Consider the following 12,381-nt stretch of genomic DNA (forward strand, 5'->3'; position numbering starts at 1 on the left):
GGGAACCGCCATCGGTGCAGCGAGGTCAGCCGGATCCGCCCCAAGGGCCTCGAGTCGAAAACTCCTGCCAGCGACGATGTTCCCTTCTCGGAGGGCTCTGGACTCCACGAAACCGGGGGAACATCAAGCTCTCCGAAAGCGGGGTAGCCTCGGGCTGCCGAACGAGTGCAACGCCGCTACTCGCCCGACAACCGTTGCAAAGCACGGGATTTCAGCGTCCTGGCTGTTGTGTCTCTGCAGGAACGATCGGAGCGTTCATGGTCTGGAAGTACTGGAACAACGCACCGACCGTGATCGGACCACCGACGAGCAGGGTGCCGCCGATGGCGCCGATCGAACCGAACAGCACAGCACCGCCCACGCAACCCGCAATTGGCCCCGCTCCGAGCAACCAGGCCACGGGCGTCGTTGCGGCGGTCCCGACTACAAGACCCGCGACGCATCCGATGCCGGCGCCGACGATCGTCCCGATCATTCCGCTCAACATTGACGCTACAGTGACTTGCTGGACGAGCGTTCCGAGTGCATCGGCGGAACGCGCATCGGGGCTCGGGTACGTCGCTGCAACGTGCTCCAACGCATCGTCGATGGGTAGCACATCGGCACGCGGAACATCAGGCGACGGCACAGCCGCAGTAGGATCCACGCTCGGGGTCAGCACCACCGTCCGATCGGTGACAACGGCTGAAATACGGTGTTCGAGGTTATTCATTCTGTAGGTGAGCGGTATCGCGGCGACCTCATTACCTTCTGGGTCGAGAACATCGAGTCTTTCACCACGAACTGCGAGACTCCCGACGTCGGTCGAGAAGAACACCGACTGATCACGGATCTGTGCGGTGTAATTGATTTCCGGAGCGACTGGCGAACCGGCAGTTCGGTCCGCGTTCGCGACGTTGGTTGCGCACATCAGCGCTGCCACTGCCAGTGTTGCCGTTCCGATACCCCTCCGCGCGCCGATTCGCAGCGACCTACGGGCGCAGTTGGATGACGCAGAGCCTGAAATGTGAAGCATGTTCCTCATCTGAACTCCTTGAATTTTGAAGGCCCGACTCGTCGAATCGGGTGACTAGAGTGCGACAAAACCAATGCAAAATGGGAGTAAATTGGACGTCAAGGTCACCGATGCCGCCTCGACGACAGCAGAAGACCTGACGAACTACGATATGACTCTTCAAAACAGAAGCCACACGAAGAAGGCATTACTTAAATGAGCTAATCTCGAACAGCTCCGCCGGCACTCGATACTCTCCCGCACGTTTGCAGGCCGAGCGATCCAGGCAACGAATCGCCCTCCAGAAGGAGGGATTACCGGGCTTGCATGACCAATACTCTGATATCTTACGTTAAATCCAGCCCTGGAACGATGAATTCGTCATAATCATGAGATTCGGCGCGACCACCGACCGCGCGTGAGAGAGTTCACGAAATCTCGTCGAAAACCGATAGGGCAGTAGCGGGCCGAATATTTCCTCCCGCAAGATTTGCGAATCGAGTGGCACGTCCAGCAGCACGCCCGGGGCGATGGTCCGGCTCTCTTCGTCGAATTCCGGTCGGCCGATAACGCGTGCGCCGCGTCGTCGAAGAGGCCGCGCAGTCGACGGAAGCCTTTCGGCCAGCGAGGCATCACCCCCGAACGCTGCGACCTCATGAGGTTCGAAGGCTTCACGCAGAATCGCGACGGTGACCGCTGATGTCGCCGGAGCCGGCTCGTTGGGACGAACGATCGCAATGTTGCCGGCTGCGAATATTGCCACCAGCGGCTTCATGACCAGGTTGAACGGAAAGTTCCACGGTCCGAACAGCAGGCATACGCCACGTGCTTCGTACTGGATGCATACCGACGACTGCCCAAGACCGGGCTCGCGCACTGCAGGCTCCATCCAGGACTCGAGATGCTCGAGCGCGTAGTCGATCGCTTTCAACGTTCCGGCGACTTCCGCGTTCATCGGCTGCCCCTCATGCACCATGAACCGCAACGCCTTCTGCTTTCACTGCCTGCCTTTGCTTTCGAGCATGGTCAAACCAGCCGGCGAGCCGATCCCGCGAATTCCGAATCCGCTGTCTGCCCAGAGACACTCGCCGGTCACCACGCGCGCTTCCGCGGAGGCCAGGTACGCGAAACCTGCTGCGTAGTCACTCGGTTCCGGAATGAAACCGAGTGGGATAACGTTTTCGGCGCCGGGGAGAACCGCATCGATCGGCTGCTGCCCGAGCGCGGCGAGGCCTTCCATCCGGGTCCGCGCGACTCCAATCGCCACCCCGTTGACCCGGACCTTGGGTGCGAGTTCCCAGGCGATCCCGCGCACGATCCCGAGGTCGGCATGCTTGGTCGAGACGTACAGCGCCCCGTCGTCCACCGCCCGGTAGCTGGCCAGCGAGCAGGAGAACACCATATTCCCGTTGGTGCGCAGCAACGCCGGGGTCGCCGCGCGTGCCCCGAGCAGGTAGCCCTTGACGTTGATCGCGTAGATCTCGTCGATCGCCGCCTCCAGCTGGTCCGCCGGGATCTCGCTGAGCAGGAGGTTGCCGGCGCCTACGCCGGCGTTGCCGATAAAAATATCGAGCTTGCCGAAGGTTTCGACGGCCTCGGCGACCGCGCGTTGATTGTCCGCGAAGTTCTCGACCGACCCGATCGTCACGTGCACGTCGGCGCCGAGGTCGGCGGCAAGAGCCTTCGCGCGGTCGATATCACGATCGAGCACTGCGACCCGCGCGCCTTCGGTAAGGAATTTTTCGACGACCGCCCGGCCTACACCGTTTGCGCCGCCGGTGACCAGCGCGACTTTATCGTTCAGGATTGCCATTTCGTTCTTCCTTTCGAGCTGTTCTTCCGCGGGGAAATGTGGTCAGGCGTGAATCGCGCCACCATTGATGTCGAGGACCGCCCCGGTGATGAACGCACCCGCGTCGGACACGAGATAGGGGATGACGCCGGCGATCTCGGCCGGGCGGCCGAGCCTGCCGACCGGAATGCGGCCGGCCAGCGACTCCTCGGTCATCTGGTCGGACGCGGCCAGGTAGTCCCGCAGATGTTCGGTGCCGATCGTGCCCGGGTTGACGACGTTGGCGGTCACCCCGGCGTGCGCTACCTCGGCGGCGAGCTGGCTGGTGAAGCCGACCAGCCCCGCTTTCGCCGCCACATACCCGATGGCGTTGCCGAGCTGCGGGGCGGACGCCACGATCGACCCGACGTTGACGATGCGTCCCCAGCCCTGCTCGATCATCGCCGGAAGCGCCGCCTGGCACAGCAGGAACGGCACAGTCAGGTTGACGGCGAGCTGGTCGTTCCACTCGTCGAGCGTCGAGCCGAGGGTGTCCATCACCCGGGTGAATCCTCCGGCGTTGTTGACCAGGATGTCCACTGTGGCCGCGGTCTCGAGCAGGTGCTCACGCCCGGGTGCGGTGGTCAGGTCGGCCGCGCACCCGCGCACCCGTCCCGGCGCTGTGGTGTCGAGCGTCTGAACCAGGTCCGCGACGCCGGCTTCACCCCGCCCGCACACGACGACGGTGGCACCGTGATCCAACAGCTCTCGCACGATCGCCGCGCCGATGCCCCGTCGTGAGCCCGTGACGATGGCGGTCCTGCCGGTGAGATCCGTCCTGCTCATGCGCGATTCACCCGGCCGCCCGGCTTGGCGATGCCGCGGATCGACAGTCCGCTGTCGACGGTGACGAGCGTGCCTGTCATGGCGACCGATTCGGTGCGCGACGCGAGCATCGTGAACACGCCGTCGTAGGCGGAGATGGGCGCGATCTCCTGGGTGGGCAGCGCCCGCTCGGTGCCGTCGAGGACCGAATCGGTCGCGACCTGGCCGAGCGAGGCGGTGGCGCGCAGCCGGGTCGGGGCGACGCCGGGCGCCACCCCGTTCACGCGGACGTCCGGCGCGAGCTCGTACGCGAGCTGGCGGATCAGCCCGTGCACGGCATGTTTCGAAGCGGTGTAGAGGGAGCCTCCCCCGGCCGCGTTCGTACTCGCGAATGATCCGGTCAGGATCACGCTGCCGCGCGTTTCGATGAGCGATTCGAGGCAGGCGCGGACACCGAGCATCGGAGCGAGCACGTTGACCCCGAACAGCTCGCCGAACGCTGCGGGCAGGTCGGCACCCCGGATGTCCTCGAGCGGCTGGGCGTTGTCGGTGATTCCGGCATTGCCGACGAAGACGTCGATCCTGCCGAATCGGTCCAACGCCGCCTGTGCCGCGCCGAGGTTGCCTTCCCACGTAGCCACATCGGCGACCATCGGAACGACGGCCGTGCCCAGCTCGCCTGGGAGGTCCTCGACCCTGTCGGAGATGTCGACGGCGAGGACCCGTGCGCCCTCGGCGACATACCGCGTGACCACCGAGCGGCCGATGCCGGCGCCGGCGCCGGTGAACACTACGACCTGGCCATCCAGTGCACCCATGATTTCTCCTTCTATCCTTGTGTTTTCGTGATCGTCGCCCGGTTCACCGGCTGCCCTCACATCAGCCGTGAGGTGAAGACCGCCGTGTGGATCGCGTCGAATGCTCGGCCCGGTGTCTTCGCCGACCCGATACGACCGGGCGCGAACAGCACTTCGAAATTCACCAGTAACTTCTGTTCTGTCGGAAATGGTTCCGTGGAAGCGACGGGGAGGCCGCTGATGATTCAGTGGACGGCCGAGGGCACTTCGGCGCCGTCGACCCGCGCGGCAGGGCCCGCGTCATCGGCCCGGCGGGTCAGCAGATAGGTCACCGTGTAGAGCGCTACCGAGAGAACAAGGACGATCAACTGTGCCGACTGCCTGGCGGTCGCCGGCACCGATGACACTTCCAGCAGCAGGATGCCGACGATCGAGGGCACGATCCAGGCGATCAGGCCCCAGCCGATGCGCGGCATGCTCTCGTCGACAACCGGGCCGAACCGCCGGTCTCGCCTGCTGACCGCGAAATGCGTCAGAACCACACCGACCCATCCGATGACGAGCACGCCCTGCCAGTTCAGCGCGGTCTGCAGATAACTGAAGACGTCGGTGAGCATCATGAGAAACACGACGACGGCGACGGCGGTCACCCAGACGAAGCGAGGCAGACGGACCGAGGTGACCGTGCTGAGGATCCGCTCGAAATTCGTGCTCGACTGGTAGTAGTTCAGGGTGTTCACCCGCGTCTGCGAGATGACGATGAACAGCAGGCCGATCCATCCCAGGCTGGCCAGAATAGCCTGCACCACACCGGTTTCCGAGGCCGGCTCGGTGGGCAGCACCAGCTGCACCAGATAGATGCCGGCGAAGCCGTTGAGGATGAACAGCAGCAGGTAGAACACCCATCCGAAGGTGACGACCTCGTGGAACCTCTCGTCCTCGCGCCGGGCGAATCGCGCAAAGTCGATCGTCGTCGGCATGGTGATGTAGATGCCCATGTAGAGCACGAAGCAGAGGATCCAGCCGGGAAACGAACGACCTTCGGGGGGAACGACTCCGGAGAAGCTGAGCCAGTGCGAGCCGTGGCCGAACTTCACGCCCGCCGCGATCAGGATGGAGACGAGACCGACGAGGTAGAACGGCAGCAGGACACCGTTGAGCTTGGCCATCCACGACTGGACGCTGCCCAGCATGAGCGGCAGCATCACGACGACGATCACGGCATACCACAGCCGGATGTCACCGTGCTTGACGTAGCTCTGGAAGGCGACCGCCAGGGTGCTCGACTCGAATATCGCGTAGTAGAGCACGGTGGCCGCAACGAGCAGGGCGGTGAACAAAGATCCCCACCGTCCGAACAGGGATTTCGTCAATAGCGTCGAATTGACGCCGTGGCGAATTCCCAGTCGTGTCATCATGATATTCGCCAGCGCGAACACCACGGTTGACAGCGCAATGGCAATCATCGCGTCGCGGGTTCCGTACAAACTGGCGGCGAGGGCGCCGTAGAACAGCCAGACCATCGCCGAGAGCAGGGACCAGTACGACATGGTGACTTGCCAGCGGCCGAGTCGGGCGTTGGGAGGCACCGGGTGCGCGCCATATTCTTTATCGGCAACGGAATGCTGCGCGTGCAGGGCCGGCATAACGCCTCCAGAATTTTCTGAAGTCCGGGTACGGATAGTAAAACCCGAAACTGTGTTCACAACTGTATACAGTGAAGAATAGCGATTGAGATTTCGATGCGGAGGGTTTTGGGCTATCGGTATATTTCTGCCGGGGGTTGCAGGTTTCGCGACATGTGGCGTGTGGATCGCGGAGCGGCTGACGCACAGGCGGGGCCACCCGCTCGGGGATGCGAGGCTGTGATGATCGCCTTGTCGGCCCCGGCCGGCCGCCGATCGGTCCGCTCGATCTGCTCTGGTACCACGTGCGGGTGCGACGCCGACCGAAACTTGGAGCCGATGGCGAGGTGACATCGCCGGTTTGGCGCGGCGTGCCACCACATCGGTGAACTGAACACATAATTGGATACACTTCTACCAGGAGTCCGTCCCTGCTGGTGACCTTTAGGATGATGCTGATGACCACCTCTGCCCGACAGATCCGCACCGGCACCACCGTGGATGCGCTGTACCGAACACTGCGGGATCGCATCATCACCGGTGCATACGCGCCGGGATGGCGGATGTCTCAGGAGCAGTTGGCCACCGAACTCGAGGTGAGCCGCACTCCCCTGCGCGAGGCACTGCAGCGACTGGAAGCCGACGGCCTCGTCGTGGCCCACGCCAACCGCGGCATGCACGTGGCCCCCCTGGTGAACTCCGAGACCGAGCAGAGTTATGCGCTGCGGCTGCTGCTCGAGCCACCGACCGTGGGCGCGATCGTCGAGCTGCTGACCGACGACGATATCGAGCAGATGCGAAACCATCTGGCGGACATGCGCACTCATCGTGCGCACAGCCGTCGCTTCCAGGATGCCCATCAGCTGTTCCACGACGTCGTGCTGGACCGGTACCCGTCGAATTTCGCCGACCTCACCCGGCAGCTGCACAACATGATCTACCGGCATCAGAGCGTCTACCTTTCGCATGCCCGCACCCCGGACGACTTCATCGACAGTGACCAGTTCTTTCTCGATGCCATCAGCAATCGCAATGCGGCCTCGGCTCGCCGGATAATGGAATTCCACCTGATCGACGCGGCACTGGGGCTGGTACTCGATGCCGATCCCGATCACCGTTTCGATTCGCTGCTCCTGGCGATGCGCGGCCGCGACATCGTGATCGAGCACGACGATCACGGCCGTGTCGAACGTCCCGCGCGGATCTACTGGGTCGATTCCGACCCGGTGCTGCCGGATTTCACCACCTCCAACCTGATCCTGATGGCGCCGCCGGAGCCGTCCGCCTGACGTCCGGCCCCAGCGCGAACCACTCAGATGGCACGTGCGGTGAAGAACGCGGAGTGGATCGCGTCGTAGACCCGGCCCGGACGCAACGCCGACCCGATCACGTGCACATCCACTCCGGCACTGCGTAATTCGTCGGCGAGCTCGTTCGACGCCGGGACCCGTCCCAGTGCCGTGACCACCGTGTCGGCAGGCAGTAATTCGTCACCGTCGGCGGCGCGTATCGCGACGCCGTCCGCCCGCACTTCGCTCACCTGCGCCCCGGTGCGGATCCGCACTCCGGCTCGTTCCAGGAACTGCGGCAGTTTCAGCACGTCGTAGATCACCTCGTCCCCGGTGAGCAGTGAATCCTGTTGCTCCACAACGGTGACCTCGGTATCGCTCATCTCCGCGATCCGCAGCGCGGTCTCACACCCCTGCAACCCACCGCCGATCACCACCACCCGTCCGTGCAGCGGCGTCTGCGCGCGCACGTACGCCGCCGGCACGTGCGACACCTCGGCGGCGATCGGAAAGTCCGGTTCACGCAACGGTGCTCCGGTGGCGACGACCACCGCGTCCACGCCACCGGCGACGAGTTCCGCGGCTGTGGCACGGGCCGGAACCACCGCGATGTCGCGGCGCCGGACCTCGTGCACGAGATGAGTCACCAAGGCCGCGATGTCCTGTTTGACCGTGGACCCCAGCGCATGGGTGAGCAAGCCGCCGAGCTCATCGGGTTCGAACAGCCGCACCTCGTGCCCGCGGTCGCTCAGCACCGCCGCACTGCGCAGGCCGGCCGGTCCTCCGCCCACGACGGCGACCGATTTCCTGGTGCCGGACACGGTGATCGGGAACCGGCCCTCCTCGGTCACCGACGGGTTCACGGTGCAGCCGACCGAACGCCCCTTGTCGACGCCGCGATGCAGGCAGCCGTCGTTGCAGCGGATGCAGGGCACGATCTCGAGCGTCCGGCCCGCCTGCGCCTTGCGCGTCCAGTCGGGGTCGGCGAGCATCGCGCGGCCCAGTGACACGAAATCCGCGGAGCCGGAGGCGATGACGTCGTTCGCGACCTCCGGGGAGACCAGCGAACCCGAACCGATCACCGGGATCGACAGCTCGGGCCGGAATTTCTCCCAGCCCCAGCGGTGCGGTGCGCGAGTATTGAACCAGGGACTGACCTCCCATTCCATCGTGGCGTGGTGCCCACCGGAGGCATGGATGACATCTACGCCGTGCGCCTCCAGCAGCCGGCACAGCTCCACGGTCTCCTCGATCGGAATACCGTCGGATTCGTAGTCGGTGACCGAGACGCGCACACTCAGTGGAAAGTCGCGCGGCACCGCGGCGCGGATGGCGTCGATGATCCGGATCAGGATCCGGGAACGATTGGCGAAACTGCCGCCGTAGTCGTCGGTACGTGAATTGGTATGCGGAGAAAGAAAATTCGTGATCAGATACCCGTGTCCGGCATGCACCTCGACCAGATCGAAGCGTGCCTTCCAGGCTCGCAGTGCCGCCTGCGCGAACGCCGTGACGATATCGTCGATCTCGGCGACCGTCACCGGCTGCGGAACGACTCCGGCCACCGCCTCGACGTAGTCCCAGGAACTGTCGGTAGCCGATTTGATCGGTGCCGTGCCGAGAAATTTCTGGCGCCCGCCGTGGGCCAATTGCAGGCCGATCTTGGCGCCGGTGGCATGCACCTCGTCGACGAGCCAACCCCATCCGGCGATGTGCTCGTGCCGGCTCATACCGGGTTGGTTATGGATCGCTTTGCTGGCATCGTCGTCGACGTAGGTGTATTCGGTCATGATCAGCCCGACACCACCCTCACCGAGACGGCGGTAGTGGTCGACCATGCGTTGGCTGATCGTGCCGTCCATATTGGCGGTAGCGCTGCTGTTCGGTGATTTCACTACGCGATTGCGTAGCTCGACCGGGCCGATGCGGCCGGGCCGGAAAAGAGCATCGAAGCTCATGGGAATCTCGATTCGTGAAGGGGCCGAAGGAATTCGAGAGACGGAAGCTCGGGGAATTCGAGATCTACGGGGCGAGCAGCGCCCCCGCGCGCGGGACGATCGGATCGAGGTCGAGGCTGCGCAGCAAGCGCCACGTGGTCGCCGCGGCGGCCGACAGCACCGGGATGTCGAACTGCCGCTGCAGCTCGTCGAGGATCGGCAGCGACGGCATCTGCACACAGGCGCTGATGACCAGGGCTTCCGCGTCGGAGGTGTCGACAGTGCGGGCGTGTTCGAGCAGATTGCGCGGATCGAGGCGACCGACGGCCAGATTGTCGGCGACCTCGAGACTCAGCGAATCCACCACCTCGAAGCCCTCGTGCTCGATGTAGTCGCACACCGTCGCGGTGAGCGGCTTCATGTACGGCGTGACGACGGCGATCTTGCGCACCGTCAGATGTGCCAGCGCCTCGGTCAGCGCCCCCGCGGAGGACAGCACCGGAATGGCTTCGCCGCTTTCCTCTTTCGCGATCTGCGCCAGTTTGGACTCCGAGACCGTGTGGTAGCCGCGGCTCTGCGCCATGATCGCCACCAGGCAGGCGTAGGCCATCGCGTCGACGCGGGCGTCGGCGAGTTCGGCGGCGCAGCGCAGCGAATCGCAGTCCATCTGCGTCAACTGCTCCGGCGTCACGTGCTGCATGCGCATGCGCGAGGAATGGAAGGTGAACTGTTCCTCGGGCCGCACCTCGGCGCGCGCCCGCAGCATGGCCGGAATCTCCGTTTCCATGGTGGTGTTGGAGCTGGGCACGATCATGCCCACTCGTTTCGTCGTCATCGACTGGCTACCTTCGTCATCGAGTGGTGAAAGGGTCATTCGTCGGCCGAGCCCAGTCCCTCGGCGATCAGCCGGGTGAAGAACTCGGGTGCCTGCCCGGCGACGACCTCGAGGGCCATGGCATCGAGCAGGATGTGCGCGCCGGTACGCGGGACGTGGATCTCGAGGCGTTCGCCGTTGCGGGTCCACACCTTCCGGAATCGGACACCGGTGAATTCGTTACCGACTCCGGACCATTCGCCGGCCCGGACCACTCCGGTCGGCAGATCGCGGGCATCCGGCTCGCTCATCGCGCCACCTCCGCGCCGCGGCCCGCGAGAGGCAGGACGCGTGGAGCGGCGTCGTACTCGCCGGCGCCGCGGCGACCGGCGAGTACGGGCAGGCCGGCGCGGGCCCGGGTGACGGCTTCGAGATCGAGTTCGACCACCCGCACCGCCTCCGGATCCTCCCCCAGATCCGCGAGGACCTCGCCCCATGGCGACACCACGAGCGCATGCCCGAAGGTGGCGAACGCGTCCGCGAACTCGGGGTCCGGCGAATGCACGGTCGCCGGCGCGACCACATAGGCCAGATTCTCGATCGCCCGCGCGCGCAGCAGGGTGTGCCAGTGCGCGGCACCGGTCGACTGCACGAACGCCGCCGGCACCAGCAGCACCTCCGCGCCGGCTACGGCCAGTGCCCGCGACAGTTCGGGGAAGCGCACGTCGTAGCAGATGGTCAGGCCGATCCGGATGCCGTCGAACTCCAGCAGGACCGGCCCGGCCCCCGGCCGTTCCACCGTCGATGCCTCGAACGATCGGCCACCGATCCGGGCATCGAACAAGTGCATCTTGTCGTAGCGTCCGACCAGCGCACCGGCCGCGTCGATCACCAGCGCCGAGTTGTAGGTCGCCTCGGCGGTGCGGTTCTTCATTCCGCCCAGCACCACCGCCACCCCGTGGGTGGCGGCGGCCCGGCGCAACCGCCGAACTTCGTCGGAGTCCTCGTGCAGGGCCGCCTCGCGCATCTGCACGTTGGTTCCCAGCATCAGGCCGTTCTCCGGCAGCGTCACCAGTTGTGCACCGGCGGCCGCGGCCCGTTCGATCAGCCGCAGGGCAGTCGCCAGGTTGGCGGCCATATCGGTGGTCGCGTGCCACTGGGTCAGGCCCACCTTCAGCGTCCGCGCGGTCATGACGCCTGCCCCGCCGCGACTGCCGCCGTAGTCTCGGTCCGCGCGCGGGCAAGATCCATGTTCACCACGGTCCAGCCGCCACCGGAGGCCTGCATCGGCTCGTAGGTGTACACGGTGCCGTGCACGCCGGGCCCGATCAGACCGAGCATGATCATCCAGTTCTGGATCTCGTACTGGCCGTGTTCGAGCAGCGGGTAGGGCTCCAGCGAGCACAGGTCCAGACCGCGCCCGGTCTCCAGCAGCTTCAGGATGTAGGTGTCGAATTCGACGTCCACGCCGCCGAAGTGCCCGGGATCCAGCCAGTGCGACAGGCCGCCGGTGGCCAGGAACGCCACCTTCAGGCCCGAGCGCGTCACCACATCCCGCAGCGCCTCACCGAAGCGGCGCGCGTTGAACGGGGAGAAGCTGCGGTGCGGCTGGGTGATGATCGGGATCACCGGCAGATCCGGGCGCGGCAGCACCAGCCGCAGCGGCACGATCAGCCCGTGGTCGAGGTCGACGCGCTCGGCCTCTTCGACCTCCAGGCCCGCTGCGCGCACGGCGCCGGCCAATTCACTTGCGAAATCAGGCATTCCGGTGAGGTTCAGATCCAGATCACCGCGCTTGAAGAACTCCATCGAGCCGGTGTGACCCGAGCCGGTGCCGATCACGTTGTGGCCGGTCTCGAAACTCTGGAAGTGGCAATCGGCCGTCACCAGCACGACGTCGGGGTCGGCGGCGACCAGATCGCGACGCAGACGTTCGTAGCCGTCCAGCAACCGCGCCACCGCATCGTCGGGATCGATCTCCGGACGCGCCAGCAGATCCGGCACGTGGGAGCAGCCGCCGGCGAAGACCACACCGTCGGGAACATCAGGATCGGCGCGTGGCAGGGTGTCGTCGACGATGAATCCGCCCTTGCTGGCAGCATCGCCCAGATCGTCGTTGAACCAGCGGCTCACCAGGATGGTCAGGCCGTCGTTGAGCCCGATGGCGCGCAACCGATCTCGGTTTCCGGCCAGGATGATTTCGGCCCATTCCCGGTCGATGCCCAGCAGTTCCGGCGCCCGCGAGGGCTGTGCCTTCACCTGCTCCAGCAGTTCGTTGTCGCGGGCCATCGCCAGGACGGCCCGTTCGATCGCGTTCTTGTCCACGGTG

General features: G+C 65.2%; 12 protein-coding genes. 1 reads left to right on the plus strand and 11 read right to left on the minus strand.

The genetic code is table 11. The annotated features are described in order from the left end of the window. Positions 1-211: 211 nt before the first annotated feature. The 6 genes from ON23_RS37975 to ON23_RS18340 all read right to left on the minus strand — a co-directional run bounded on the left by ON23_RS37975 (position 212) and on the right by ON23_RS18340 (position 6,093). Complete coding sequence (locus ON23_RS37975) at positions 212-922, minus strand: DUF8020 domain-containing protein (RefSeq protein ID WP_143859900.1); 711 nt, start codon at positions 920-922, stop codon at positions 212-214. A gap of 424 nt (positions 923-1,346) precedes the next feature. After that, positions 1,347-1,949: an aldehyde dehydrogenase family protein gene (locus ON23_RS18320; RefSeq protein ID WP_210743234.1), complete on the minus strand. Its 603-nt coding sequence runs from the start codon at positions 1,947-1,949 to the stop codon at positions 1,347-1,349. Positions 1,950-1,991: 42 nt separating this feature from the next. Then, positions 1,992-2,807, minus strand: a complete 816-nt coding sequence (locus ON23_RS18325; protein WP_039779655.1) for an SDR family oxidoreductase — start codon at positions 2,805-2,807, stop codon at positions 1,992-1,994. Positions 2,808-2,849: 42 nt separating this feature from the next. Continuing rightward, positions 2,850-3,611, minus strand: a complete 762-nt coding sequence (locus ON23_RS18330; RefSeq protein WP_039779656.1) for an SDR family NAD(P)-dependent oxidoreductase — start codon at positions 3,609-3,611, stop codon at positions 2,850-2,852. Next, positions 3,608-4,408, minus strand: coding sequence for an SDR family NAD(P)-dependent oxidoreductase (locus ON23_RS18335; protein ID WP_039779657.1), 801 nt, complete (start codon positions 4,406-4,408; stop codon positions 3,608-3,610). The genes ON23_RS18330 and ON23_RS18335 overlap by 4 nt, the downstream gene beginning before the upstream one ends. Before the next feature lie 224 nt (positions 4,409-4,632). Further along, positions 4,633-6,093: a purine-cytosine permease family protein gene (locus ON23_RS18340; protein WP_174376498.1), complete on the minus strand. Its 1,461-nt coding sequence runs from the start codon at positions 6,091-6,093 to the stop codon at positions 4,633-4,635. 377 nt (positions 6,094-6,470) lie between these two features. Here ON23_RS18340 and ON23_RS36005 point away from each other — a divergent pair, with 377 nt between their 5' ends. Continuing rightward, the gene (locus ON23_RS36005) at positions 6,471-7,301 is read left to right on the plus strand and encodes a GntR family transcriptional regulator (protein WP_051042849.1); all 831 of its coding nucleotides are present in this window, start codon (positions 6,471-6,473) and stop codon (positions 7,299-7,301) included. A gap of 23 nt (positions 7,302-7,324) precedes the next feature. Here the strand turns inward: ON23_RS36005 and ON23_RS18350 are convergent, their stop codons facing one another. The 5 genes from ON23_RS18350 to ON23_RS18370 all read right to left on the minus strand — a co-directional run bounded on the left by ON23_RS18350 (position 7,325) and on the right by ON23_RS18370 (position 12,377). Continuing rightward, positions 7,325-9,259 carry an oxidoreductase gene (locus ON23_RS18350; protein ID WP_039779658.1) on the minus strand — a complete coding sequence of 645 codons (1,935 nt, stop codon included), beginning with the start codon at positions 9,257-9,259 and terminating at the stop codon, positions 7,325-7,327. A 64-nt stretch (positions 9,260-9,323) separates the two neighbouring features. Continuing rightward, a complete protein-coding gene (locus ON23_RS18355; RefSeq protein ID WP_039779659.1) occupies positions 9,324-10,073 on the minus strand; it encodes a maleate cis-trans isomerase family protein in 750 nt (249 codons plus the stop codon). A 35-nt stretch (positions 10,074-10,108) separates the two neighbouring features. Further along, positions 10,109-10,363: a hypothetical protein gene (locus ON23_RS18360; protein ID WP_051042843.1), complete on the minus strand. Its 255-nt coding sequence runs from the start codon at positions 10,361-10,363 to the stop codon at positions 10,109-10,111. Continuing rightward, positions 10,360-11,244, minus strand: coding sequence for a nitrilase-related carbon-nitrogen hydrolase (locus ON23_RS18365; RefSeq protein ID WP_039779660.1), 885 nt, complete (start codon positions 11,242-11,244; stop codon positions 10,360-10,362). Before ON23_RS18365 ends, ON23_RS18360 begins: the two co-directional genes overlap by 4 nt. Beyond that, a complete protein-coding gene (locus ON23_RS18370) occupies positions 11,241-12,377 on the minus strand; it encodes a DODA-type extradiol aromatic ring-opening family dioxygenase (RefSeq protein ID WP_039779693.1) in 1,137 nt (378 codons plus the stop codon). Before ON23_RS18370 ends, ON23_RS18365 begins: the two co-directional genes overlap by 4 nt. Positions 12,378-12,381: the final 4 nt, after the last annotated feature.

It is taken from the genome of Nocardia cerradoensis NBRC 101014 (assembly GCF_000308535.1).
Classification (GTDB): Bacteria; Actinomycetota; Actinomycetes; order Mycobacteriales; family Mycobacteriaceae; genus Nocardia; species Nocardia cerradoensis.

Excerpts from the sequence above, each read along its gene's own strand:
- ON23_RS18355 (WP_039779659.1), bottom strand. The coding sequence starts at position 10,073 with ATGACGACGAAACGAGTGGGCATGATCGTGCCCAGCTCCAACACCACC.
- ON23_RS18320 (WP_210743234.1), bottom strand. The coding sequence starts at position 1,949 with ATGAACGCGGAAGTCGCCGGAACGTTGAAAGCGATCGACTACGCGCTC.
- ON23_RS18325 (WP_039779655.1), bottom strand. The coding sequence starts at position 2,807 with ATGGCAATCCTGAACGATAAAGTCGCGCTGGTCACCGGCGGCGCAAAC.
- ON23_RS18360 (WP_051042843.1), bottom strand. The coding sequence starts at position 10,363 with ATGAGCGAGCCGGATGCCCGCGATCTGCCGACCGGAGTGGTCCGGGCC.
- ON23_RS18365 (WP_039779660.1), bottom strand. The coding sequence starts at position 11,244 with ATGACCGCGCGGACGCTGAAGGTGGGCCTGACCCAGTGGCACGCGACC.
- ON23_RS18350 (WP_039779658.1), bottom strand. The coding sequence starts at position 9,259 with ATGAGCTTCGATGCTCTTTTCCGGCCCGGCCGCATCGGCCCGGTCGAG.
- ON23_RS36005 (WP_051042849.1), top strand. The coding sequence starts at position 6,471 with ATGACCACCTCTGCCCGACAGATCCGCACCGGCACCACCGTGGATGCG.
- ON23_RS18335 (WP_039779657.1), bottom strand. The coding sequence starts at position 4,408 with ATGGGTGCACTGGATGGCCAGGTCGTAGTGTTCACCGGCGCCGGCGCC.
- ON23_RS18330 (WP_039779656.1), bottom strand. The coding sequence starts at position 3,611 with ATGAGCAGGACGGATCTCACCGGCAGGACCGCCATCGTCACGGGCTCA.